The organism is Streptomyces sparsogenes, from assembly GCF_001704635.1.
In the GTDB taxonomy this organism is placed as follows: domain Bacteria; phylum Actinomycetota; class Actinomycetes; order Streptomycetales; family Streptomycetaceae; genus Streptomyces; species Streptomyces sparsogenes.
In genome coordinates, this window is sequence record NZ_MAXF01000116.1 from 40,085 (window position 1) to 63,001 (window position 22,917).

19 protein-coding genes are annotated in these 22,917 nt (G+C 73.2%); 7 read left to right on the forward strand and 12 right to left on the reverse strand.

The features are described 5' to 3' along the window. Positions 1–25: 25 nt before the first annotated feature. Together BBH68_RS24010 and zapE are read right to left on the reverse strand one after the other, a co-directional pair. Positions 26–1,420 (reverse strand): PhoX family protein, encoded by a 1,395-nt coding sequence (locus tag BBH68_RS24010; protein WP_065965557.1) that lies wholly within the window; start codon positions 1,418–1,420, stop codon positions 26–28. A 126-nt stretch (positions 1,421–1,546) separates the two neighbouring features. Beyond that, positions 1,547–2,635 (reverse strand): cell division protein ZapE, encoded by a 1,089-nt coding sequence (gene zapE / locus BBH68_RS24015; RefSeq protein ID WP_065965558.1) that lies wholly within the window; start codon positions 2,633–2,635, stop codon positions 1,547–1,549. Positions 2,636–2,735: 100 nt separating this feature from the next. Here zapE and BBH68_RS24020 point away from each other — a divergent pair, with 100 nt between their 5' ends. The 4 genes from BBH68_RS24020 (at position 2,736) to msrB (ending at position 6,151) form a co-directional block, all read left to right on the forward strand. Further along, positions 2,736–3,647 (forward strand): pyrimidine reductase family protein, encoded by a 912-nt coding sequence (locus tag BBH68_RS24020; RefSeq protein WP_065965559.1) that lies wholly within the window; start codon positions 2,736–2,738, stop codon positions 3,645–3,647. Positions 3,648–3,703: 56 nt separating this feature from the next. After that, entirely contained in the window at positions 3,704–4,180 is a 477-nt protein-coding gene (locus BBH68_RS24025) for an indole-3-glycerol phosphate synthase (RefSeq protein WP_065965560.1), read from the forward strand. Between the two features lie 124 nt (positions 4,181–4,304). Continuing rightward, a complete protein-coding gene (gene murC / locus BBH68_RS24030; RefSeq protein ID WP_065965561.1) occupies positions 4,305–5,735 on the forward strand; it encodes a UDP-N-acetylmuramate--L-alanine ligase in 1,431 nt (476 codons plus the stop codon). A gap of 8 nt (positions 5,736–5,743) precedes the next feature. After that, entirely contained in the window at positions 5,744–6,151 is a 408-nt protein-coding gene (gene msrB / locus BBH68_RS24035) for a peptide-methionine (R)-S-oxide reductase MsrB (RefSeq protein WP_065965562.1), read from the forward strand. Positions 6,152–6,212: 61 nt separating this feature from the next. Here msrB and BBH68_RS24040 read toward each other — a convergent pair whose 3' ends face one another. The 4 genes from BBH68_RS24040 to BBH68_RS24055 form a co-directional block, all read right to left on the reverse strand. Continuing rightward, positions 6,213–6,986: a hypothetical protein gene (locus BBH68_RS24040; RefSeq protein WP_065965563.1), complete on the reverse strand. Its 774-nt coding sequence runs from the start codon at positions 6,984–6,986 to the stop codon at positions 6,213–6,215. A 91-nt stretch (positions 6,987–7,077) separates the two neighbouring features. Beyond that, a complete protein-coding gene (treZ, locus tag BBH68_RS24045; RefSeq protein ID WP_065965564.1) occupies positions 7,078–8,826 on the reverse strand; it encodes a malto-oligosyltrehalose trehalohydrolase in 1,749 nt (582 codons plus the stop codon). Between the two features lie 92 nt (positions 8,827–8,918). After that, positions 8,919–9,827, reverse strand: coding sequence for a GNAT family N-acetyltransferase (locus BBH68_RS24050; RefSeq protein WP_065965565.1), 909 nt, complete (start codon positions 9,825–9,827; stop codon positions 8,919–8,921). A 207-nt stretch (positions 9,828–10,034) separates the two neighbouring features. Continuing rightward, entirely contained in the window at positions 10,035–10,379 is a 345-nt protein-coding gene (locus tag BBH68_RS24055) for a MerR family transcriptional regulator (RefSeq protein WP_065965566.1), read from the reverse strand. A gap of 148 nt (positions 10,380–10,527) precedes the next feature. Between BBH68_RS24055 and BBH68_RS24060 the strand changes: the two genes are divergently transcribed. Next, entirely contained in the window at positions 10,528–11,331 is an 804-nt protein-coding gene (locus BBH68_RS24060; RefSeq protein WP_065965567.1) for an aminotransferase class IV family protein, read from the forward strand. A 115-nt stretch (positions 11,332–11,446) separates the two neighbouring features. Here BBH68_RS24060 and BBH68_RS24065 read toward each other — a convergent pair whose 3' ends face one another. Continuing rightward, positions 11,447–12,271 (reverse strand): response regulator transcription factor, encoded by an 825-nt coding sequence (locus BBH68_RS24065; protein WP_079151165.1) that lies wholly within the window; start codon positions 12,269–12,271, stop codon positions 11,447–11,449. After that, positions 12,268–13,578 (reverse strand): sensor histidine kinase, encoded by a 1,311-nt coding sequence (locus BBH68_RS24070; RefSeq protein WP_065965568.1) that lies wholly within the window; start codon positions 13,576–13,578, stop codon positions 12,268–12,270. The genes BBH68_RS24065 and BBH68_RS24070 overlap by 4 nt, the downstream gene beginning before the upstream one ends. Positions 13,579–13,703: 125 nt before the next feature. Here BBH68_RS24070 and BBH68_RS24075 point away from each other — a divergent pair, with 125 nt between their 5' ends. After that, the gene (locus tag BBH68_RS24075; RefSeq protein ID WP_065965569.1) at positions 13,704–13,955 is read left to right on the forward strand and encodes a hypothetical protein; all 252 of its coding nucleotides are present in this window, start codon (positions 13,704–13,706) and stop codon (positions 13,953–13,955) included. Here the strand turns inward: BBH68_RS24075 and lpdA are convergent. Next, complete coding sequence (gene lpdA / locus BBH68_RS24080; RefSeq protein WP_065965570.1) at positions 13,921–15,363, reverse strand: dihydrolipoyl dehydrogenase; 1,443 nt, start codon at positions 15,361–15,363, stop codon at positions 13,921–13,923. The two genes, BBH68_RS24075 and lpdA, sit on opposite strands and share 35 nt — an antisense overlap. A 155-nt stretch (positions 15,364–15,518) precedes the next feature. On the opposite strand from lpdA, the gene BBH68_RS24085 reads away from it, so the two are divergent. Continuing rightward, entirely contained in the window at positions 15,519–16,493 is a 975-nt protein-coding gene (locus BBH68_RS24085) for a LysR family transcriptional regulator (RefSeq protein WP_079151161.1), read from the forward strand. Positions 16,494–16,600: 107 nt separating this feature from the next. On the opposite strand, the gene BBH68_RS24090 is transcribed toward BBH68_RS24085, so the two are convergent. The 3 genes from BBH68_RS24090 to glgX all read right to left on the reverse strand — a co-directional run bounded on the left by BBH68_RS24090 (position 16,601) and on the right by glgX (position 22,723). Beyond that, positions 16,601–17,725, reverse strand: a complete 1,125-nt coding sequence (locus tag BBH68_RS24090; protein WP_065965572.1) for a lytic polysaccharide monooxygenase auxiliary activity family 9 protein — start codon at positions 17,723–17,725, stop codon at positions 16,601–16,603. A 155-nt stretch (positions 17,726–17,880) separates the two neighbouring features. Continuing rightward, positions 17,881–20,415 (reverse strand): malto-oligosyltrehalose synthase, encoded by a 2,535-nt coding sequence (gene treY / locus BBH68_RS24095; RefSeq protein ID WP_065965573.1) that lies wholly within the window; start codon positions 20,413–20,415, stop codon positions 17,881–17,883. A gap of 178 nt (positions 20,416–20,593) precedes the next feature. Next, entirely contained in the window at positions 20,594–22,723 is a 2,130-nt protein-coding gene (glgX, locus tag BBH68_RS24100; protein ID WP_065965574.1) for a glycogen debranching protein GlgX, read from the reverse strand. Between the last annotated feature and the right edge of the window lie 194 nt (positions 22,724–22,917).

Consider the following 22,917-nt stretch of genomic DNA (forward strand, 5'->3'; position numbering starts at 1 on the left):
TCCTGACCGCCTCAGTGGACGGAACTCAGTGGCGCCAGGGCCCGGTCACCGCGAAGGTCGTGCCCGGGGTGTAGCAGTTCACGTACATCGTGCGCCGGTCGGGCGAGAAGGTCACCCCCGCGAACTCGCCCCACTCCGGCTTCTCCGGAGTGCCGATGTTCTGGCGCCCCCGAGCCATCGGATACACCTCCCCGCGCCTGGTCAGCCCGAAGACGTGCTGCGCCCCGTTGCCGTCCTCGCACACCATCAGGCCGCCGCTGGGCGCCAGCGTGATGTTGTCCGGGGACTCGCCGGGCAGCTGGACGTCCGTGTTCGGCCCGAAGACGATCACCAGGGTGAGGCGCCGCCGCTGCGGGTCGTACCGCCAGATCTGCCCGTAGTGGTCGGCGGCCGAGCCGTCCGCGCTCTTGGCGAAGCTGGAGACGAAGTAGACGGACGTGCCGCCCCAGTAGCAGCCCTCGAGCTTCTGCGCATGGGTGATGCCCTTGGGGCCGAAGTCCTGGAACCGGATCGGGGTCTGCTTGGCGAGCGGGTCGGGGACCGGCACCCACTCGATGTCGTGGAAGGTCGTGCCCGTCTCCTGGACGGTGGACAGGTCCCGTACGCCGGGGACGCGCATCGCGTACAGGTCCCCGCCCGCGCGCAGCGAACCCCTGCCGCCGAGCGGCTTGTGCGGCAGGAAGCGGTAGAAGAGGCCGAAGGGCTTGTCGAAGGCGTCCTCGGTCTCGTAGACGACACCGCTGCGCGGGTCGATCGCGATGGCCTCGTGCTGGAAGCGCCCCATCGCGGTCAGCGGCACGGCGCCGGTGCGGCGCGGGTCGTAAGGATCGACCTCGAAGATGAAGCCGTGGTCCTTGGTGTAGCCGTTGGTGCCGGCCTTGTCCTCGGTCTCCTCGCAGGTCAGCCAGGTGTGCCAGGGGGTGGGGCCGCCCGCGCAGTTGACGGCGGTGCCCGCGATGGCGACGTGTTCGGCCAGGACGCGGTTGCCGGCGTCGAGCTCCAGCGCCGTACAGCCGCCCATGCCCATGGGGTCGTAGGTGAGGTCCTTGACGGCGGGGACGCGGATCGCGGCGGTGGGGCGGTTCTCGTGGTTGCGGACCAGGTGGGTGCGGGCTCTGGTGCCGGCCCGGCCGGGGAAGGCGGCCATGCCGTCGTGGTGGCTGGGGACCTTGCCCTCGCCGGAGCGCAGCTCGTCGCCCTCCCGGGACAGCACCCGGTAGCGGAAGCCCTCGGGGAGGTCGAGCAGACCGTCGGGGTCGGGGACCAGCGGGCCGTAGCCGCCGGTGCCGGCCGCGGCCTCGGGGCCCGGCTCGGCGGCGGCGGCCGTACCGGCGAAGAGCTCGGAGATGGTGCCGGCGAAGGCGATGGAGGCGGCGGCCGCGCCACTGCGGGCCAGGGCCTGACGTCGTGTTACTGACATGCGGTAACTCCCTGCTGGCGGACAGGAAATGTGACCGCACGTGTGTATCACGCAAATTCCCGCGCGGGAACCACCCGATCAACGCTTCGGCCGACGCGTCGTGGCCCCCGCCAGGCTCGCCCCGCGCTACTCCGCCAGCCGCTTCCCGTCCCGCGCGAGCGCCGTGAGGCGGGAGATCGCCCGGAAGTACTTCTTCCGGTAGCCGCCCTGGAGCATCTCCTCGCTGAACAGCCGGTCGAACGGCACTCCGGACGCCAGCACCGGGACCTCGCGGTCGTACAGCCGGTCCGCCAGCACCACCAGCCGCAGCGCGGTCGACTGGTCGGGCACCGGCTCCACCCCGGTCAGGCACACCGCGTGGATCCCGTCGCACATCGCGCCGTAGCGGCTCGGGTGCACCCGGGACAGGTGCTCCAGGAGGGCGGGGAAGGCGTCGAGCGAGGCGCCGGGCGTGCGGTGCGCGACGCGGGTGACGGTCTCGTCCGGGTACGGGGCGGGGGCCTCGGGCAGGCCGCGGTGGCGGTAGTCCTCGCCGTCGATGCGCAGCGTCCGGAAGTGGGCGGACAGGCCCTGGATCTCGCGCAGGAAGTCGGCGGCGGCGAACCGGCCCTCGCCGAGCTTGCCGGGGAGGGTGTTGGAGGTGGCGGCCAGGGCCACGCCCGCGTCCACCAGCTTGCCCAGCAGCGTGGAGACCAGCACCGTGTCGCCCGGGTCGTCCAGCTCGAACTCGTCGATGCACAGCAGCCGGTGGCCGCTGAGGGTCTGGACGGTCTGCTGGAAGCCGAGCGCGCCGACCAGGTTGGTCAGCTCCACGAAGGTGCCGAACGCCTTCCGCTCGGCCGGGGCCGCGGTGGCGTGCCAGAGGGAGGCCAGCAGGTGGGTCTTGCCGACGCCGTAACCACCGTCCAGGTACATCCCGCGCGGGCCGCGGGGCGCGGCCGGCCTGCTCTCCCGGCGGAACCAGCTCCTGCGGCGGCCCTCCGCCGCCCCCTGGCCGCCGCTGACGGAGCCGGCGAAGGCCGCCAGCTCCTTGACGGCCGTGGCCTGGCTGGGCTGTTTCGGGTCCGGGATGTAGTTGTCGAAGCTGACCGTCGCGAAGCGCGGTGGGGGCACCATCTCCGCCACCAGGCGCTCGGCGGGAACATGCGGCGTCCGCGACGTGAGGGCGACCGGGCCGGCGGGCTCGGCGGGCGGCTGCTCGGCTATCGGGCCCACGGACAGGTCGGACGTGGAAGTTCGCGATGACACAAACTCCCAGCGTAGTCCCTTCGGGGGAGGTGACCGCCGGATAGGGAGGCATGTCACACTGCGGCGTATGCGACGCCTGTTCCCGCTGTCCGCCGAATCCCCCGTCGAATCCCCCGTCGAATCCCCCGCCGGGGCGCCCACCGGATCCGCCGCACGGCCGCTGGGCGGCCCCTCGCCCGTCGAGGACCGTGAGTGGACGCTGGAGGAGCTGGCCGAGGCGTACGCCTACCCGGACCTCCTCCCGGGCCCTGACGCCGGGCCGGGCCCTGAGGCCGCACCGGGCCGGCCCGCGGGCGTCTGGCTGCGGGCCAACATGGTCTCCTCGCTGGACGGGGCCGCCCACCACGACGGGCGGTCGCAGCCGCTGTCCTCCGCCGCCGACATGCGGATCTTCGGCGTGCTGCGCGGGCTCGCCGACGCGGTCGTGGTCGGCGCCGAGACCGTACGCCAGGAGGGCTACCGCCCGGCCCGCGCGCGGGAGCCGTTCGCCGCGCGCCGGGCGGCGGAGGGGCGCCCGCCGGTGCCCGCGATCGCCGTCATCAGCGCGAGCCTGGACCTGGACTTCTCGCTGCCGCTGTTCACCGAGCCGCTGGTGCCCACGGTCGTGCTCACCGGCGCCCATGCCCCCGCGGAGCGCCTGGCGGCGGCGCGGGCGGCGGGCGCCGAGGTGGTGCTCGCGGGGGAGGGGACGCGGGTGGACCCGGCGCGGGTGGTGGCCGCGCTCGCCGAGCGCGGCCTGACCCGGCTGCTGACGGAGGGCGGACCGAAGCTGCTCGGGCAGTTCGCGGCGGCGGGGGTGCTGGACGAGCTGTGTCTGTCGCTGGCCCCGCTGGTGACGGCGGGCGACGCGGCGCGGATCATCAACGGTCCCGGGCTGATGGAACCGGAGCGGTTCACTCTCGCTTCCGTCCTGGAGGACGCCGGGTTCCTTTTCACCCGCTACCGTCGTCTTCGACAAGAGGGCAATAATCGGCTTTAGCGAAAAAGGGAATAAATCGCCGAGAAAGGGCGTCGACCGTGTTCACGAGCGTATTGATGATCGAGCAGCCACTGAGCCCTGTCGACGTGGAATTCGTCACCACCCTGCACGGCGACGACCAGGTCTCGTTCTTCGTGCTCATGCAGCCGCGAGGCAGCAAGGACCGGCTGCTGCGCGCGATCGACGACATCGCGCTCGGCGAGCTGGAGCAGGCCGTCCAGGAACGCGAGGAGCCGGAAGGGCGGCAGGCGCTCGAACCCGCCGAGCGGGCCCTCAACCACTCCGTCGCCGCCCTGCGCGCGGCGGGCGGCGAGGCCCGCGGGGAGGTCGTCCAGCGCCACCCGCTGGACACCCTGCGCGGCGTCGTCGAGCAGGTCGGCGCCGACGAGGTGATCGTGCTGACCGCGCCGCACTTCGTGGAGGAGTTCTTCCACCGGGACTGGGCCTCCCGCGCCCGGCACAAGGTGGGCGTGCCCGTGCTCAAGCTCTTCTCGCACGCGGTCGACGAGCAGCAGCCGGCCCAGGGCGGCTGAGCCGCGCCGGTCCCGCCCACCCCACCGCGCCGCTCTCCCCGGACGGGCCTTCGCCGGACCCGGACCCCCAGGGTGCGAGAATCAGGGCCGACAGCGACGAACACGACCCAGGGGAGACCCGCACATGGCACCGGCCGGCTTTGCCTCCGACGCGATGGACCGACCGCACTTCATCGGCATCGGCGGCGCCGGGATGTCGGGCATCGCGAAGATCCTCGCCATGCGCGGCGCGCGGGTCGCGGGCAGCGACTCCAAGGACTCCCCGACGGTCGAGGCGCTGCGCGCGCTCGGGGTGACGGTGCACATCGGCCACGCCGCGGAGCACCTGGCGGCCGACGCCACCAGCGTGGTCGTCTCCAGCGCCATCCGCGCCGACAACGCCGAGCTGGTCGCCGCCGCCGAGCGCGGCATCCCCGTCATACACCGCTCCGACGCCCTGGCCGGCCTGATGGACGGCGCCCGCCCGATCGCCGTCGCGGGCACCCACGGCAAGACGACCACCACTTCCATGCTGGCCGTCTCCCTCACCACGCTCGGCCTCGACCCCTCGTACGCGATCGGCGGCGACCTCGACGCCCCCGGCTCCAACGCCCGCCACGGCGGCGGCGAGATCTTCGTCGCCGAGGCGGATGAAAGCGACCGCAGCTTCCACAAGTACGAGCCCGAGGTCGCGATCATCCTCAACGTGGAGCTGGACCACCACGCCAACTACGCCTCGATGGAGGAGATCCACGACTCCTTCCGGACCTTCGTGGAGCGGATCCGCCCCGGCGGCGCGCTGGTCGTCTCCGCCGACCACCCCGGCGCCCGCGAGCTGACCGGCCGGGTCGCCGGCCGCGAGGGCCTGCGCGTCCTCACCTACGGCGAGGACCCGGGCGCCGACGTCCGCGTCCTGGGCATCGCCCAGCACGGGCTGACCAGCGAGGTCACCGTCCTGCTCCCGGACACCCTGGGCGGCGGCGAGCTGACCTTCACCGTCTCCGTCCCCGGCCGCCACTACGCCCTCAACGCCGTCGCCGCCCTCACCGCCGGCGCCGCCCTCGGCGTCCCCGCCCGCGAGCTGGCCCCCGCCCTCGGCTCGTACACCGGCGTCAAGCGCCGCCTCCAGCTCAAGGGCGTCGCCGCCGGGGTGCAGGTCATCGACTCCTACGCCCACCACCCCACCGAGATCTCCGCCGACCTCGAAGCCATCCGCGGCGGCGCCGGCGACGGCCGGGTGCTGGTCGTCTTCCAGCCCCACCTCTTCAGCCGCACCCGCGAGCTGGGCGCCGAGATGGGCGAGGCGCTCGCCCTCGCCGACGCCTCGGTCGTCCTGGACATCTACCCGGCCCGCGAGGACCCCGTCCCCGGCATCACCAGCGCCCTGGTCATCGAGGCCGCCGCCCGCCACGGCGCGGACGTCACCGCCGAGCACGACAAGGCCGCGGTGCCCGGACTCCTCGCCGGAATGACCAAGCCCGGTGACCTTGTTCTCACCATGGGCGCGGGCGACGTCACCGATCTCGGTCCGGAGATCCTCGCCCGCCTGCGGAGCGCCGAGAGCGCGAACAGCTAGGAGGGTCCATGCCGTACGAAATCGACAAGCCGGAAGACCAGTGGCGCGCGGAGCTGACCCCGCAGGAGTACCACGTCCTCCGCGAGGCCGGCACCGAGCGCGCCTTCACCGGTGAATACACCGACACCAAGATCGCCGGTGTCTACTCCTGCCGCGCCTGCGGGGCGGAGCTGTTCCGCTCCGAGACCAAGTTCGAGAGCCACTGCGGCTGGCCGTCCTTCTACGACCCGGCCGACTCCTCCGCCGTCGAACTCATCGAGGACCGCTCCCACGGCATGGTCCGCACCGAGGTCCGCTGCGCCCGCTGCGGCTCCCACCTCGGCCATGTCTTCGCGGGCGAGGGCTACCCGACCCCGACCGACCAGCGCTACTGCATCAACTCCATCTCCCTACGCCTGGAGCCGCAGGAGGACTGACCCGGCCGATCGTCAGCCGGCCGACCGCCCACGTGAGGCGCCCAGCCGCGCCGCTTGCGGGTTACTTGATCTCCACCCGGATCTCTTCCCGCAAGCCGGCGGCGATCTCGGCGCCTTTCTCCAGGGACAGCTTGTCCTGCGTGGCGTCGACCACAACCACCGAGGCGACCGTGCTGTGGTCGGCCCAAATGCACAGCGGGGTGGTGTCCGGCTGGCCGGGCTCGGCGTCGGACTTCTGATACTGACACTTCATGATCCCGTTCTTGAACCCCTTCGGTGACTGCTTCTCCTTGTCGCCGACGGGTTGGGAGAGCACGGCTGACCGCCGCATGACGTCGAAGAACGCGTCCACGGATTTATCCGGGTCGTCCACGCTGCCGTAGAAGCCGGTGAAGACGATGCTCTTCGCGTTGTCGAAGTCCGAATCGGGGTCGCTCATGTCGACGGTCGACCACTCGTTGCTGATTCTCTTTCCGTCACCGATCCCGAGCAGGGCCGTCTCTCCCTCGGCCATGGTGTGCTCCTGGGGCGCGTCACCCCAGCTCTCGTACTCCGAGAGCACGGTGTCAGGAGCGGTGAGCTTGTAGCGCTTCCCGTCATCGACGACGGTGTCGCTCGCCTCTCCGTCCTCGCCGAACAGCGCGAAGCCGCCGACCACCGCGCCGACGACGATCAGCGCGCCGATCGCGATGCCGGCCTTCTTCCGCTTGGAGCTACCGACCTGCGGAGGGATCGGCGGGGCGGGCGGGACCGGCGGGGGGAAAGGCGGCAGGGGCGGGGCGGAACCCGGCGGGTTCTGGCCGTACGGGCCGGCCGGAGGCTGACTGTGGCTCATGACGGTATGTCCCAACGGGGCGCGGAATCGGATGCGTTGCGAGGCGAGGATGCGGCTCGGGTCGCCGACCTGACGGTACCTCGGCCGATCGTCAGCCGGCCGACCGCAGCACCACCGCCGTCTCCGGCGGCAGCCGCAGGGTGCCGTCCGCGGCGGGCGGATCGGTGGCTTGCCAGGCGGCGACGATCTCGGCGGGGGCGGGCGGGACGAGGCGGGTCTCGCCCGGGCGGGGGTGCGGGTTGACCACGATGTGCAGCGGGCCGCGGCCGAAGGCGAGGCAGCCGTCCGGGGCGGCGGACAGGTGGGTGTAGGACCACCGGGGGTCGGTGAGGGCCGGTTCGGCGTGGCGCAGGGCGATCAGGCGGCGGTACCAGTCGAGCAGGGCCGCGTGCGGCTCGCGGGCGGGCTCGGTCCAGTCCAGGCAGGAGCGCAGGCGCGTCGCCGGGTCCTGGGGGTCGGGGATGTCCTCGGCCGCCCAGCCGTGGGCGGCGAACTCGCGGCGCCGGCCACGCCGTACGGCCTCGGCCAGCTCCGGGTCCTGGTGGTCGGTGAAGTACTGCCAGGGCGTGGCCGCGCCCCACTCCTCGCCCATGAAGAGCATCGGCGTGAACGGGGAGCACAGCACGACGGCGGCCGCGCAGGCCAGCAGCCCGGGGGAGAGCCGGGGAGAGAGCCGGTCGCCCAGCGCGCGGTTGCCGATCTGGTCGTGGGTCTGGGCGTAGCCCAGGAGGCGGTGGGCGGGGGTGGTGAGGGTGTTCAGCGGGGCGCCGTGGCCCCGGCCGCGGAAGGACGAGTACGTGCCGTCGTGGAAGAAGCCGCCGCCGAGCGTCTTGACGAGGGCCCGCGCTCCGTCGGCGGCGAAGTCGGCGTAGTAGCCCTGCCGTTCGCCGGTCAGGAGGGTGTGCAGGGCGTGGTGGAAGTCGTCGTTCCACTGCGCGTGCAGCCCATGGCCGCCCGCCTCGCGCGGCGTGGTGGTGCGCGGGTCGTTCAGATCCGACTCGCCGATGAGGAACAGCGGGCGGCCCACCTGGGCGGCGAGCGCGTCGACGGCGGAGGACAGCTCGGCGAGGAAGTGCCGGGCGCGGCCGTCGCGCAGCGCGTGCACCGCGTCGAGCCGCAGCCCGTCCAGGCGGTAGTCGCGCAGCCAGGCGAGGGCGCTGCCGATGAAGTACGCGCGGACCTCGTCGGAGCCGGGGGCGTCCAGGTTGACGGCGGCCCCCCACGGCGTGTGGTGGGTGTCGGTGAAGTACGGGCCGAAGGCCGGGAGGTGGTTGCCGGAGGGGCCCAGGTGGTTGTGGACCACGTCCAGGACCACGCCGAGGCCGTGGCCGTGCGCGGCGTCCACGAACCGCGCCAGCCCCTCCGGCCCCCCGTACGGCTCGTGGACGGCCCACGGCGCCACGCCGTCGTAGCCCCAGCCGTGCGTGCCCGGGAACGGGCACAGCGGCATCAGCTCCACATGGGTGACGCCCAGCTCGGCCAGGTGCGGCAGGCGCCCGGCCGCCGCGTCGAAGGTGCCCTCGCGGGTGAAGGTGCCGATGTGCAGCTCGTACAGGACCGCGCCCGGCAGCTGCCGCCCCCGCCACTGGTGCCGCCACGGGAAGCCGGCCGGGTCGACGACCGCGCTCAGGCCGTCGGGCCCGTCGGGCAGGCGGCGCGAGCGGGGGTCGGGGAGCGGCGGGCGGCCGTCGAGCGCGAAGCCGTACCGCGCGCCGGGCCCGGCCTCGGCCGCCGTTCGCCACCACCCCTCCCGGGCCGCATCGCGCGCCATGGGGTGCGTACGTCCCTCCAGACGGAGCTCGACCCGCTCGGCGCGCGGCGCCCACACCTCGAACAGCACTGACGTCTCCTCACCTCAAGGGCGTCCGGTCATCGGTGTCCGGGAGACCATGCTGCGCGACGCGGGGCGCGCCGCGCAGCAGGGCAGGGGCGTCAGACGAGTTCGATCCGCTCCTGGGTGATGGGATAGCCCGCCTTGGCGAAGTGCGCGGCCATCGGGAGGTTGTGCTGGTCGGTGGCGGCCGCGATCCTCGTCGCGCCCCGCTCCACCAGGTCGTGGGTGCACTCCACCAGCAGGTCGTACGCGTAGCCGTGGCCGCGCTGCTCCTCGACCACCCCGATGTAGCCGACGCACGGGCCCGACGGGTTGTGCGCGGGCACCTGGATGCCGACCAGCTCGCCGCCCGGCGTCCACGCCAGCCGCCACCACTCGCGCGGCGACGGGCACCAGCTCAGGAAGTCCATCAGCTCGCGCACCCCCGCTTCGACACCCCCTTGGTCGATGGCCCGCCGGTCGTGGGCGTCGAGCGTGCCCGGCATGATGCGGCGCAGCACATCGGCGATCACCGCGTCGTCGGGCTCCGGCCGGAACTCCAGCCGCCCCGGCCGCTCGGGAAGCCCGCACTCGGGCGTCCACTCGTAGCGGTAGCGCTCCACCAGCGGCTCCATCCCGCCGGCGATGGCGGCGTCGATCCGGGCCCGCGCCGCCGCCCGCTCCGCGGGCCGCTCGCGCCAGCCGGGCGCCACCAGCAGGCTGTACTCGGCGCGCAGCGGGGCGGTGCGCAGCAGCTCGGCCGCCGCGTCGGCCTCGCCGTCGGCGAAGTCGAACCAGTCCAGCGCGATGGGCTTGGCGTCATCGGGCGCGCCCCACCACGCGGCGCGGGCGACCACCCGGCCGTCGCGCAGCGCGACCCAGGTCCAGTCCGGGCGGAAGTCGCCGCCCTCGGCGTAGGTGCGGTAGGTGTGGCCGAAGCGGCCACGGCCGACGAGGGCGGGGTCGTGCAGGGTGTGGAACAGGTGTGCGTCGCTCTCGGTGAGCGCGCGGATGACCAGCTCGGTCATGGGGATCCTTCCGGAATGCGATGCGCTCCCGGTCGGATCGGTGATCAGGCGATGATCGCGATCAGACGGCGGTACGCCCGGTGGACAAGGGGCGGGAGCGCGGAAACGTGATGGTGTTCATGGCTCTCGCCTCCTTCCTTGATCACGGGCGTGCCCACACACTAGGCGAGCCGGCGGACCCGCGTCCAGCCGTTTTCGGAAGACGGCTCAGGGTTGCGTCAGATAGCCGGCGAGGGTGCTCCGGTTGCGCATGAGGCCGTCGATCCGGTCGTCCAGCGCCGCCAACTCGCCTTGCAGGACCTCCCGCAGCTCCGCGCACCAGTCGAAGCCCGGCTGCTCGCCCCGGGTGCACGGCAGCACCGTACGGATCACCTCGGTCGACAGGCCCGCCTTCAGCAGGGCGCGCACCTTCCGCACGGTGACCACGGAGTCCTCGTCGTACTCGCGGTAGCCGTTGGACCCCCGCCGGGCCTCGAGCAATCCCTGCTCCTCGTAGTACCGCAGCAGCCGTGTGCTGACCCCGGTACGCCGGGACAACTCGCCGATCAGCATCCGCCCCGTGCCCTCCGCGCTTGACCTTTCCATCGATGTGAAGCCATAACGTCGTTGCCGCGGCGGGCATTCCGCGCCCGCTCCGCCGTTTCCTTGCTGTTTCTACTGTCTCTGTCTGTCTCTGTCTGTCTCTGTCGTTGGAGCGATCATGACGTCTTTTGCCGTACACCGTAATGGCCGGGCGGCGACCGCCGAGGAGCTGGCGCCGCTCGCCTTCGCGGGCTACGCGCACTTCACCGCCATGCAGGTGCGCGGGGGCCGGATCCGGGGCCTCGACCTCCATCTGGAGCGGCTGCGGAACGCCTCGGTGGAGCTGTTCGGCGGGGCGCTGCCCGACGACCAGGTGCGGTCGTATCTGCGGGCGGCCGTGGCGGCCGGTCCCGCGGACGTCTCGCTGACGGCCACGGTCTACTCGCCGAAGGGGGAGTTCACCGTGGCCGGGGATGCGGCGGAACTCGATGTGCTGGTCCGCACCGGCCCGGCCGCGGCCGGGCCGGACGGCCCGCTGGCGCTGTCGGTGGTCGAGCACGAACGGTTCCTGCCCGAGCTGAAGCACGTCGGCGAGGTGGCCAAGACCTACCTTCTGCGTCAGGCCGTCGCGCAGGGCTTCGACGACGCCGCCTTCGTGGACCGCCGGGGCCGGCTCAGCGAGGCGACGATCTGGAACCTCGCCTTCTGGGACGGCACCTCGGTGGTGTGGCCCACCGCCGAGGTGCTGGGCGGGATCACCATGGGCATCCTCCGTCGGCAGCTCGACCGCCTCGGCGTCCCCCAGCGCGTCCAGGAGGTCACGCTCACCGGCCTGCCGGCGCTGGCCGGCGCCGTGGTCATGAACTCCTGGACGCCGGGCGTGGCGGTGAGCCGGATCGGCTCCGTGTCCCTGCCCGACGCACCGTCCTTCCTGGAGCTGCTGCACCGCGCCTACCAGGCCGAACCGCTCACCGCTCCCTGAGGGGCCGTCGGTCGAGTGGTCGGTCGAGTCGGCAGCGGAGTCGTCGGTCGGATCGTCGGTCGAGTCGGCAGCAGAGCCGTCGGTCGAGTCGTCAGTCGAGCCGTCGGTCGCGTCGTCAGTCGAGGAGGCCCGCGTCGTGCGCGAGCAGCGCGATCTGCACCCTGTTGTTGAGATCCAGCTTGGTCAGGATCCGGGACACGTGGGCCTTGACGGTCGCGACGCTCATGAACAGCGCGGCGGAGATCTCCGCGTTGGACCGGCCCTGGCCCACGGCTATCGCGACCTCGCGCTCCCGGTCGTTCAGCCGGTCGAGCAGGGCCCCGGCCCGCACCCGCCGCCCGTCCCGGCCGGAGCCCGCCACATGCTCGATCAGCTGCGCGGTCACCACCGGGGACAGCACCGGCTCGCCGGCCGCCACCCGCCGCACCGCCGCGACGAGTTCGGCCGGCGGGGTGTCCTTGAGCACGAAGCCCGCCGCCCCGGCGCGCAGCGCCCGCAGCACATGCTCATCCGCGTTGAACGTCGTCAGGATCACCACTTCGGGGGCGTCTTCGCGGCGCCGCAACTGCTCGGTGGCGGCCAGCCCGTCCACCGTCGGCATGCGGATGTCCATGAGGACCACGTCGGGGCGGTGGCGGTCCACGAGCGCGGCGACCTCCGCGCCGTCGGACGCCTCGGCGACGATCTCGATGCCGGAGGAGCCGCCGCCGAGCATCAGCCGCAGCCCGGCGCGGACCAGCGGGTCGTCGTCGACGATCAGCAGGCGGATCGGGGCGGGGGCGGGCTCGGATCCGGGCCTGGGGCCGGAGGCGGACGCGGGGGCGGGGCCGGGCTCGGGCCTGGGACCGGTGGCGGGCGCGGGTCCGGAGGCGGGCGTGGGCCCGGGCGCGGGCGCGGGCGCGGGCCCTGAGGCGGGGGATTCCGGTGGGGAGGGGCTCATGCGGGCCACGGTAGCCAGGCGTAGAGCCGGAAGTCCCCGGCCGGGGAGGGGCCGCACTCCAGCCGTCCGCCCGCCAGCGCCGCGCGCTCGGCCAGCCCGGTCAGGCCCTGGCCCGCCCCGGGGATGGCCGCGGGCCCTTCCTTCCGGCCCGGTGGCGAACCGGAGGTGCGGGCGCGCGCCGGGGCGCGCACGGCGTTGCACACCTCCACGGTCAGCCCCTCGCCGGGAGCCCCTGCCGCCGTCACCGTCACCTCCGTGTCCGGCGCGTGCTTGCGCGCGTTGGTCAGTCCCTCCTGCACGATCCGGTACGCCGTACGGCCCGTGGCGCCCGGAACGGCCGCGGCCTCGGCGCCGATTCCGGTGCCTGGTCCCGTATCTGGCGCGGTGCCGGGGCCGGGGCGCGTGACGCCCGCCTCGTCGGACAGCGTCACGCGCATGCCCGCCCGGCGCGACTCCTCCACCAGCCTCGGCAGATCGGCCAGCGTCGGTTGCGGCCGGTCGGGCGGGCCGCCGTCTGGGTCGGACTCCGGGGCCCGCAACACGCCGATCACCTCGCGCAGATCCTGCAGCGCCTGGTGCGCGCTGCTGCGTATCACCCCTGCCGCCTCGGCCACTTCCTGCGGGGAGGCGTCGGCCCGGTACTCCAGCGCGCCCGCGTGGACGCTCAGCAGGGACAGCCGGTGGGCCAGCACATCGTGCATCTCCCGGGCTATCCGCTCGCGCGTCAGGCGCTGGGTCCGCTCGGCGCGCAGCGCCGCCTCCGCCTCGGCCCGCGCCGCCCGCTCGCGCAGCGATACGAGCAACTGGCGCCGGGAGCGCACGAACATGCCCCAGCCGATGGCACCGCTGACGAGCAGGGCGCCGAGCAGCACGTCTCCGACGTAGTCGAGGTCGGGGTCGGGGTGCACCAGCGGGGTGGTGAGGATCTGGGCCGCCGCCGCCGCGCCGACCAGCGCGACGGTACGCAGCGGACGGTGCACCGCGACCGTGAACAGCGCCACGAGCAGCGGCCCCGCGACGTAGTACGACACCAGGCCGGCGCCGAGCAGCACCACCGCGAGCTCGACCGGTCGGCGGCGGCGCAGCCACAGCGCCAGACAGCCCAGCGCGCCCGCCACCACGTCGGCGAACAGCGCCTCGTCCGACATCGGCGGGTCGTTGGCCACCGACTCGCAGGTCACCATGGAGAACACGGCCGCCAGCGAGATGCAGCACACGTCCACGAGCCAGTCGCGCAGGGCGCGGCGCGCCGTCGCGCGGCGCGCCGTCGTGCGGCGCGCCGCACGCGCCTCGTCCGAGCTGCCCATACCCATGAATGTAGTGAGGAGCGGGGGCCCGCGTCGCCGCCCCGGGCGCGGGCAGCGACCAAAGTCGCGGGGTCGTAGACCTTTGGCCGACCCGCGCCCGCCTGGCCGCCGCCTAGCCTCGAAGCATGAGAAAAGCGTGCGAGGCGGTGGGGGGATTTCTGCTGTTCCAGGGGATCGTCGGGATCGCCCACGAGCTCATCGGCTGGTTCCGGCTGATGGCGGTGATCCGCCTTCTCCCGTTCCTGGACGGCTACGAGCTGTGGGCGAGCATCGGCCTGGCCGTGGTCGGCTTGGTCGTGGTCGCCGTCGCCGAGGAGTCCGGCAAGCGGCCGCCCGGCCCGCTCATATCTGGTGCAGACCGCGCCCGGCCAGAGTGAGGAAGACCTCGCCGACCGCCTCGGAGAGCGTGGGGTGCGGATGGATGTGCTGGGCCACATCGGCGGGATCGGCGTCCCAGCCGACGATCAGCTGGCTTTCGGCGACCATCTCCGAGACATGGGGGCCGACGAGATGGACGCCGAGGACCTGGCCGGCGCCGCCCCCGCCCGCCCGTTCGGCGACGACCTTCACCATCCCGCCCTGCCCGTGCACCATGCCCTTGGCCACGGCGGTCAGCGGCAGGGTGTTGGTGACGACGTCATGGCCGCGCTCACGCGCCTGGGCCTCCGACAGACCGACGGAGGCGGTCTGCGGGCTGGAGTAGGTCACCCGGGGGACGGTGGCGTAGTCCAGCGGGCGGGGGGAGAGGCCCGCCAGGGTCTCGGCCACCAGCAGCCCTTCCGCGAAGGAGGCGTGGGCGAGCCCGAGCGACGGCGGCGGCAGCAGATCGCCGACGACATGGATGCCCGGCACGGCGGTCTCCAGCCGCGCCCAGTCGGCGGGGGCGACGAACCCGCGGTCGTCGGTGGCCAGTCCGGCCGCCCCCAGGTTCAGACCGTCGGTGACCGGGGCGCGGCCGACGGCGACCAGCAGCCGCTCGACGTCGAGGGTGCGCGGCTCGCCGCGGGCCGGGCGCACGGTGACGCGCACCCCGTCGGGAAGGGTCTCCGCCTGCTCCAGCCGGGCACCGGTCAGCACCTCGATGCCGCGCTTCTTCAGTCCGCGCGTCAGATGGCGGCTGACATCGGCGTCCTCCAGCGGCAGCAGCCGGTCCGCCGCCTCGACGAGGGTGACGTCGGCGCCCATGGAGCGGTGCAGTGAGGCGTATTCGACGCCGATCGCGCCGCCGCCCAGCACCAGCACGGAGGCCGGGAGCCCCGGGGCGTAGAGGGTGTCGTCGCTGGTGACGACCCGTCGGCCGTCCGGCGCCGGCCCGGGGAGGGTGCGCGGGCGGGAGCCGGTCGCCAGCACGATGCCGCGCCGGGCGGTCCACTCGCCGCCCGCCTCGGCGTCCGCTCCTGTGCCGGTCGGCTCGACGCGTACCGTGCGGGCGCCGGTCAGGGCGGCGGAGCCGCGCACCACGCGGACGCCCGCGTGGGACAGATGCCCCTCGACGCCACGGTGGTTGCGGGCCACGATGTCGTCGCGGGTCGCGGTCAGCGCGGACCAGTCCACGGCCTCCAGCGTGGCCTTCACCCCCCACCGCTCGCGAGCCTCGGCGATGCCGTCGACCAGCTCGGCGGCGTGCAGCATCGCCTTGCTGGGGATGCAGCCGCGGTGCAGGCAGGTGCCGCCCACCAGATCGCGCTCGGCCAGCACGACGTCGAGACCGAGGGCGGCGGCGCGCAGCGCGGTGCTGTAGCCGCCGGTGCCGCCGCCGATGACGATGATGTCTGTCTCATGCATGAACCCACCCTCTGCCCAGAGCGGCACATGAGTCCAAGGCAAAGTTTCTCTGGTTACGATGAATTTCCTGCATGAGGGCTGCCGCATGGGGACTGCTCCATGAGGGCTGCCGCTGGAGGGCGCGCGTCAGGGGAGCGACAGCGAAGGGGGCGCGGATGAGCCTGCGTCAGATGGAGTACCTGATGGCGGTGGTCGAGGAGGCCTCATTCACCCATGCCGCCGAGCTGCTGGGCGTCACCCAGTCGGCGCTCTCCCACCAGATCAAGGCCCTGGAGCGGGAGGTCGGCGGGCCGCTGCTGGAGCGGCTGCCGCGCGGAGTGCGCCTGACGCCGATGGGCCGCGCGTTTCTGCCGCACGCCGAGTTCGCGGTGCGCAGCGCCCGGCAGGCGCGGCGCGCGGCGCGGGCGGCCGCCGGGGCGGCCGGGGGCGAGCTGCACATCGCCACCCTGCACGCCTTCGCCATCGGGGTGCTTCCCGAGGTCTTCGCCCGCTGGCGGCGCGACCATGAGCAGGTGCGCCTGGTGGTGCACGAGTACGCCACCGGCGGGGAGTTGCGCGAGGGCATGGAGCGCGGTGTCGCGGACGTCGCTCTCGGGCACCGGCCCGAGGGCTGGCGGGGGCCGGTGGTGACGGTGGGCGAGGAGGAGATCGTGGTCGTGGTGGCGCCGGACGATCCGCTGAGCGGGCGGGAGGCGGTCCGGCTAGCCGACCTGGCGGACCGGGACTGGGTGCGCTGCGCGTTGGAGCCGGTGGTCGAGGGCCGTCGTTTCCTGGACGTGGCCTGTGAGCGAGTGGGCTTCACGCCTCGTACCGGTGTCGACACCGAGCACACCTCCACCGCCGTGCGCATGGCCGCCGCGGGAGCGGGAGTCCTCATCACGGCCGCGCATGTGGCCACGCAGTACGACTGTGCGGTGCTGCCCCTGGACCCGCCCTGGGCGCGTGAGCTGACCGCGTTCTCCCGGGTCGAACTCACCGGGGCCGCGGCCTCCTTCGTCGGCTTGCTGGACCAGCGGTGGTGGGGCCGGGGGGAGCAGAGGGAGCGACGGGGGCAGGGGGAGCAAGGGCGGAAGCGGCAGGGCCGGCCTGCCGCCCACGAGGGGGAAGGGGGCGGCAGACCGGCGGGGTGAGGTGCGCCTGACATGGCGGAGGAGCGGATCAGGGCACCGCGTGGACCGGGGTGGGACAGGGGGACCGGGCAGCGCGCTGTGCGGGTCGGCGCGCCGCGCGGGGCGGGTCAGTGCACCATGCAGATGGGCGTGGCGCCCGTGTCCGGAGAGCCGCCACTGGCCGCGTAGCCGAAGGTCGTGGACGCTCCGGCGGCCAGTGAGCCGTTCCAGTCGGCGTTCGTGACCGAGGCCGAGGAGCCCGTGGCGGTCAGCTTGCCGTTCCAGACGCTGTCCACCCGCTGCCCGGACGGCAGGGTCCAGTCGACCATCCAGGAGGAGATGGGGGTGGCGCCGGTGTTGGCCACGGTCACCTCCGCCTGGTAGCCGCCGTTCCAGGTGCTGATGGTCTTCTGGGTGGCGGTGCACTTGGCCGTCGGCGGGTCCGTCGGGGGGTCCGTCGGCGGGGTGGTCGGGTCACTGCCGCCGCTGGAGGTGCCGGGGACGGTCACCTCGCCGTTGCCGCCGTCGAACACCACGTCGGAGCAGCTGTAGAAGGTCTCCTGGCTGTCCGAGCGGGTCCAGACGGTGTAGATGATGTGGCGGCCGCTCTTGCCCGAGGGCAGGTTGGCGGTCCAGGTGTACTTGCCGTCCACGGTGCCGACCTGACCGGACAGCGGCGGGTTCGTCACCGTGTTGAACGGCTGGTCCTCCAGGTCGTTCCAGGTGAGCGGCTTCGTCGGGTCGATGGGGCTCTTGGTGACGTAGCTGCGGAACGAACCGGGGTGCGCGGCCCAGGCGTTGTACGAGAACTGCATCGACTTCCCGGCGGTCAGATGGGTCACCGGCCAGTCCTTGCTGCCCAGGTCGAAGCCGGAGAAGTTGTAGACGGTGGCCCCGCCGCTGCACAGCTGGCCGTCCGGGATGAATCCCTTGGTGCGGCCCGCCCCGTCGGAGCGCAGCACCGCGAACCAGTTGTAGAACGGGGTGGCCCCGCCCTTGTCGTACGCGGCCTTGCAGGCGGGGTTGGTGGGCTTGACCTCGCCGGTGCTGGACAGGCTGTACTTCCAGCAGAGATAGGTGCGGCTGCCCGGCGCCAGCGGGGCGCCGTGCGCGGAGGCGCTGCTGCCGCCGCCGAAGAAGACCAGCCCGAGGGCGGGCAGCACGGCGAGCAGGACCAGCAGTGCGGGCCGACGGGCGCGGGAGCGGCCCGGCGGGTGAGCGGGACGTGCGAAGGCCATCAATCGTCGTGGCATTGCGCTACTTCTTCCCTTCGACGCGAACGGGTCAGGAACCGTCGTATGGGAGCGCTCCCAAGTTACTTTGTGAAGGTAGCGCCGTCCGCAAGAGCTGTAAATGCTTTACACCGCGAAGGCAGCCCGAGTTCTGGCGGGGCGTCAGGCCCGAGGCGTCAGGCCGGAACCAGCAGCGCCACCGGGAGCCGGTCGAGGAGTTCGCCCAGCGAGGCGGCCCCCTCGGCCGTCCGTCCGGTCAGCAGGTCCCGCCAGCGGCCCGGCGGCAGCGGCAGCGCCGTCTCGCGCCAGCCGCCCGCCTCCGCGAGCCGTCGCGAGAGCCGGGTGACGACGGTGACCGCCCCGCCGCCCCCCTCGCCCCGGCCCGTATCGCCCCGCCCCGTATCGCCCGGGCCCGTATCGCCCCGGCCCCCATCACCCGCGCCCGCGCCGCCCTCGCTCCCGGCGGCTCCCGCGCGCAGGAAGGCCACACAGTGCGCGGCCGCCGGGCCCTCGGCGGACAGCGGGGTGTAGCCGGCCGACGTCCCGAACCACTGGGGGTGGCGCCGCCGCAGCCGCAGGGCGGCCGAGGTCAGCAGCAGCTTCTCGGCCGACACCCCGTCCGGCACGCCCCCCGCGTCCAGCCGGTCGAGCGCCTCGGGGCGCGGCTCGGGCGGGCGGCGGTTGTCGGGGTCGACCAGCGCGGCATAGGTGTGCTCGGTGCCCATGTAGAGGTCCGGCACCCCCGGCATGGTCAGCTGGAGCAGCGCCGCGCCCAGCATGTTGGCCCGCGCGGGGGCGTCCAGCGCGTCGCCGAGCGCCGCCCACGCCCGGTGGCCGGGGTCGCACGGGCCGGCCTTGAGGAAGCGGGCGACCTCCTCCTCGTACTCCGGGTCCTGCTCGGTCCACGTCGTGCGCAGCCCCGCCTCCCGCACCGCCTTGAGGACCGCCGGGACCAGCCGCTCGCCGTCCGGCGGCCCCAGGCCCACCGCGGTCTGCCACGCCGTCCACTCCAGATGGGGGTCGGGAGCAGGCGCGGCGCCCGCCGCCGTGTCCCGCACCCCCAGCGCCTCCAGCAGCCGCCCCCAGCGGTCCGGGCACTCGGTCAGCGCGGCGAGCCGCGCCCGCACGTCCGCGCTGCGCTTGGTGTCATGGGTGGACAGCACGGTGCCGGTCGCGGGCCAGTCGGACCGCAGCCGGGCGGCGAAGGCGTGGAACTCGGCGGGGGTGACGGCCGGCCGCCCGGGATCGCCGCCGACCTCCGCGGCCGAGAGCAGGGGCGTGTACCGGTAGAAGGCGGTGTCCTCGACCGATTTGGCCCGCAGAGCCGCGGCGGTCTGGGCGAAGCGCGCGCAGAAGTCGCGGTGGTGCGGCCCGTCCCCCAGCCTGCCGAGCGCCGCGTCCCGCACCGTGAACACCACCCGCGCCTCCTCCCGCACCGCGAACGCCGCCCGCGCGTCCTCCGCCGCCACGGTCAGCATCTCGGCGTCGGCCTCCGCCACCGGGCCGCCGGGGGAGACGTACGGGCGGTAGACCGGCAGCCGCACCAGCAGCTCGCGGATCGCCGTGCGCAGCGCCCAGGGGGCGTGGTCGCGCAGCCGGGGATCGGCGGCGCAGAGCCGGACCGCGGTGCGCGCCAGCCGCTCCACCTCGGCGGCCAGCTCATGGGTCACCACCCGGCGCGCGGCCCGCCGCACGGTCGCCGGCCAGTCGCCGCCCAGGTCGTCGGGGGGCACGGCGAAGCCGCGGTAGACGGCGGTCAGCGTCTCCAGCCCGGCCGGGTCGACGAAGAGGCCGTCGATGTGGTGCAGGGCGTCATAGCCGGTCGTCCCGGCGACCGGCCAGGGGGCGGGCAGCCGCTCGCCGCGGGCGAGGATCTTCTCGACGACGGTCCACCGGCCGCCGCCCGCCGCGGCCCGCACCGCGCGGTCCAGCCGCCGCAGATAGCCCTCCGGGTCGGCGAGGCCGTCCGGGTGGTCCACCCGCAGCCCGTCGACCACCCCGTCGCGCACCAGCTCCAGCAGCTTCCCATGGGTCGCCTCGAAGACCTCGGGGTCCTCCACCCGCACCGCGATCAGCTCGGAGATGGTGAAGAACCGCCGGTAGTTCAGCTCCGTGCGGGCCAGCCGCCACCAGGACAGCCGGTACCACTGCCGGTCGAGCAGCTCGGGCAGAGGCAACCGCTCGGTGCCTGGCCGCAGCGGAAACTCGTGGTCGTGGTAGCGCAGCACCCCGTCCTCCACCCGCAGCCGCGCCAGCTCGTCGCCGAGGGGGCCGCCGAGGACCGGCAGCAGCACCTTCCCGCCGTGCCGCCCCCAGTCGATGTCGAACCACCGCGCGCACGGCGAGGCGGGGCCGTCCCTCAGCACCTCCCACAGCTGCTTGTTGAGCCGCTCGGGAACGGGCACCGCCATGTGGTTGGGGACGATGTCGACGATCAGCCCGAGCCCGTGGGCGTGTGCCGCGCGGGCGAGGGAGCGCAGCCCCTCCTCGCCGCCCAGCTCCGCCCGCACGGCCGAGTGGTCGACCACGTCATAGCCGTGGGTGGAGCCGGGGCGGGCCTCCAGCACCGGCGAGAGATGCAGATGCGACACGCCGAGCGAGGCCAGGTACGGCACGGCCGCCCGCGCCGCCGCGAAGGGGAAGGCGGGCTGCAGCTGCAGCCGGTAGGTGGCGGTCGGGGCGGACCCGGGAGCGATGCGGTCGAACGTCATAGAACGTACGTACCCACAACCCGCCCGCCATCAGATCGGCGCACCCGCCAAACACTCGTACGAGGGTTTCTGGGCCCGAACGGGAACCCGAACGGGAAACCCGAACGGAAGCCCGGCCGGGAACCCGCACAGCAGCCTCACACGAACCGAACGGGAACCCGAGCGGCGAAACCCGGAGCTACGCCGGCCGCTGGAGCACCAGCAGGCTCCGGTCCACCAGCGTCAGCCGGTCGCCCGCAGCCACCTTCGCCCCGCTGCCGGGCTCCACGCCCTCCGGCAGCGAGGTGTCCACGATGAGCTGCCACTGCTTGCCGTGGTCGACGGGCACGGTGAAGTCCAGCGGCTCGTGGTGCGCGTTGAACATCAGCAGGAAGGAGTCGTCGGTGATCCGCTCCCCGCGCGGCCCCGGCTCGGAGATCGCGTTGCCGTTGAGGAAGACCGTCAGCGACTTGGCGTGCGCGGCCTGCCAGTCGCGCTGCCGCATCTCCTCGCCCTCGGCCGTGAACCAGGCGATGTCCGAGAGCTCGTCGTGGGTGCCTTCCACCGGCCTCCCGTGGAAGAAGCGGCGGCGCCGGAAGACCGGGTGGTCGCGGCGCAGCCAGATCAGCGAGCGGGTGAAGCGCAGCAGTTCCAGGGCCGGGGCGTCCGCCTCGTTCCTGGGGTCCGGCCAGTGCACCCAGGAGACCTCGTTGTCCTGGCAGTACGCGTTGTTGTTGCCGTGCTGGGTGCGCGCGAACTCGTCGCCGTGGCTGAGCATCGGCACGCCCTGGGAGAGCATCAGGGTGGCGATGAAGTTGCGCATCTGGCGCCCGCGCAGCGCCAGCACGCCGGGGTCGTCGGTGTCGCCCTCGACGCCGCAGTTCCAGGAGCGGTTGTAGCTCTCGCCGTCCTGGTTGCCCTCGCCGTTGGCCTCGTTGTGCTTCTTGTCGTACGAGACCAGGTCGCGCAGGGTGAAGCCGTCGTGGCAGGTGACGAAGTTGACGGAGGCCAGCGGCCGCCGCCCGTCGCTCTGGTAGAGGTCGGAGGAGCCGGTCAGCCGGGAGGCGAACTCGGCGAGGGTGCGCGGCTCGCCCCGCCACAGGTCGCGCACCGTGTCGCGGAACTTGCCGTTCCATTCGGTCCACAGGGGCGGGAAGTTCCCCACCTGGTAGCCGCCCTCGCCGACGTCCCAGGGCTCGGCGATCAGCTTCACCTGGCTGACCACCGGGTCCTGCTGCACCAGGTCGAAGAACGAGGACAGCCGGTCCACCTCGTGGAACTGCCGGGCGAGCGTGGCCGCCAGATCGAAGCGGAAGCCGTCGACCCGCATCTCGGTCACCCAGTAGCGCAGCGAGTCCATGATCAGCTGCAGCACGTGCGGGCTGCGCATCAGCAGGGAGTTCCCGGTGCCGGTGGTGTCCATGTAGTACCGCCGGTCGTTGCTCAGCCGGTAGTACGAGGCGTTGTCCAGGCCCCGGAAGGACAGCGTGGGCCCCAGATGGTTGCCCTCGGCGGTGTGGTTGTAGACGACGTCGAGGATGACCTCGATGCCGGCCTGGTGGAGGGCGCGGACCGCCGACTTGAACTCCAGGACCTGCTGCCCCCGGTCGCCCCAGGAGGCGTACGCGTTGTGCGGGGCGAAGAACCCGATGGTGTTGTAGCCCCAGTAGTTCGACAGGCCCGCGTCGACCAGCCGGTGGTCGTGCACGAACTGGTGCACCGGCATCAGTTCCAGCGTGGTGACGCCCAGCTCCGTCAGGTGTTCGATGATCGCGGGGTGGGCGAGCGCCGCGTAGGTGCCGCGCAGCTCGTCCGGCAGCCGAGGGTGGAGCATGGTGAGGCCCTTGACGTGGGCCTCGTAGATGACGGTGCGGTGGTAGTCGGTGCGCGGCGGCCGGTCGTCGCCCCAGTCGAAGTACGGGTTGACGACCACCGAGGCCATGGTGTGCGGGGCCGAGTCGAGGTCGTTCCGTTTCTCGGGCCGCTGGAAGTGGTAGCCGTAGACCTCCTCGCCCCAGCGGATCCGGCCGCTGATCGCCCTGGCGTAGGGGTCGAGCAGCAGTTTGGCCGAGTTGCAGCGGTGGCCGCGCTCCGGTTGGTACGGACCGTGGGCCCGGAAGCCGTACCGCTGCCCGGGCATGATCCCCGGCAGATAGGCATGGCGTACGAAGGCGTCGGTCTCGCGCAGCTCCACCGCGGTCTCCGAGCCGTCGTCGTGCAGTAGGCACAGCTCGATCCGCGCGGCGGCCTCCGAGAAGACCGCGAAGTTGGTTCCGGCGCCGTCGTAGGTGGCGCCCAGGGGGTAAGCCTGTCCCGGCCAGACCTGCATGCGTCGACTCTTCCACTTCTTCCCCGGGGGCGGCGAGCACCCCTGACGGCGGGCAGGGAGGAATCCTTGCCCAACTCGCGCCCCCCGGCAGCACTTTCACCACAACTTCCTGAAAACCAGAGGCAACCCGCGGCCAGATCGGTTCGTCCTACCGGGTGACCTACCCATGCCGGATCTCCCGGTATGTGGTGCCC

Excerpts from the sequence above, each read along its gene's own strand:
- BBH68_RS24010 (WP_065965557.1), bottom strand. The coding sequence starts at position 1,420 with ATGTCAGTAACACGACGTCAGGCCCTGGCCCGCAGTGGCGCGGCCGCC.
- BBH68_RS24020 (WP_065965559.1), top strand. The coding sequence starts at position 2,736 with ATGCGACGCCTGTTCCCGCTGTCCGCCGAATCCCCCGTCGAATCCCCC.
- BBH68_RS24025 (WP_065965560.1), top strand. The coding sequence starts at position 3,704 with ATGATCGAGCAGCCACTGAGCCCTGTCGACGTGGAATTCGTCACCACC.
- murC (WP_065965561.1), top strand. The coding sequence starts at position 4,305 with ATGGCACCGGCCGGCTTTGCCTCCGACGCGATGGACCGACCGCACTTC.
- msrB (WP_065965562.1), top strand. The coding sequence starts at position 5,744 with ATGCCGTACGAAATCGACAAGCCGGAAGACCAGTGGCGCGCGGAGCTG.
- BBH68_RS24040 (WP_065965563.1), bottom strand. The coding sequence starts at position 6,986 with ATGAGCCACAGTCAGCCTCCGGCCGGCCCGTACGGCCAGAACCCGCCG.
- BBH68_RS24050 (WP_065965565.1), bottom strand. The coding sequence starts at position 9,827 with ATGACCGAGCTGGTCATCCGCGCGCTCACCGAGAGCGACGCACACCTG.
- BBH68_RS24055 (WP_065965566.1), bottom strand. The coding sequence starts at position 10,379 with ATGCTGATCGGCGAGTTGTCCCGGCGTACCGGGGTCAGCACACGGCTG.
- BBH68_RS24060 (WP_065965567.1), top strand. The coding sequence starts at position 10,528 with ATGACGTCTTTTGCCGTACACCGTAATGGCCGGGCGGCGACCGCCGAG.
- BBH68_RS24065 (WP_079151165.1), bottom strand. The coding sequence starts at position 12,271 with ATGAGCCCCTCCCCACCGGAATCCCCCGCCTCAGGGCCCGCGCCCGCG.
- BBH68_RS24070 (WP_065965568.1), bottom strand. The coding sequence starts at position 13,578 with ATGGGCAGCTCGGACGAGGCGCGTGCGGCGCGCCGCACGACGGCGCGC.
- BBH68_RS24075 (WP_065965569.1), top strand. The coding sequence starts at position 13,704 with ATGAGAAAAGCGTGCGAGGCGGTGGGGGGATTTCTGCTGTTCCAGGGG.
- lpdA (WP_065965570.1), bottom strand. The coding sequence starts at position 15,363 with ATGCATGAGACAGACATCATCGTCATCGGCGGCGGCACCGGCGGCTAC.
- BBH68_RS24085 (WP_079151161.1), top strand. The coding sequence starts at position 15,519 with ATGAGCCTGCGTCAGATGGAGTACCTGATGGCGGTGGTCGAGGAGGCC.
- BBH68_RS24090 (WP_065965572.1), bottom strand. The coding sequence starts at position 17,725 with ATGCCACGACGATTGATGGCCTTCGCACGTCCCGCTCACCCGCCGGGC.
- treY (WP_065965573.1), bottom strand. The coding sequence starts at position 20,415 with ATGACGTTCGACCGCATCGCTCCCGGGTCCGCCCCGACCGCCACCTAC.
- glgX (WP_065965574.1), bottom strand. The coding sequence starts at position 22,723 with ATGCAGGTCTGGCCGGGACAGGCTTACCCCCTGGGCGCCACCTACGAC.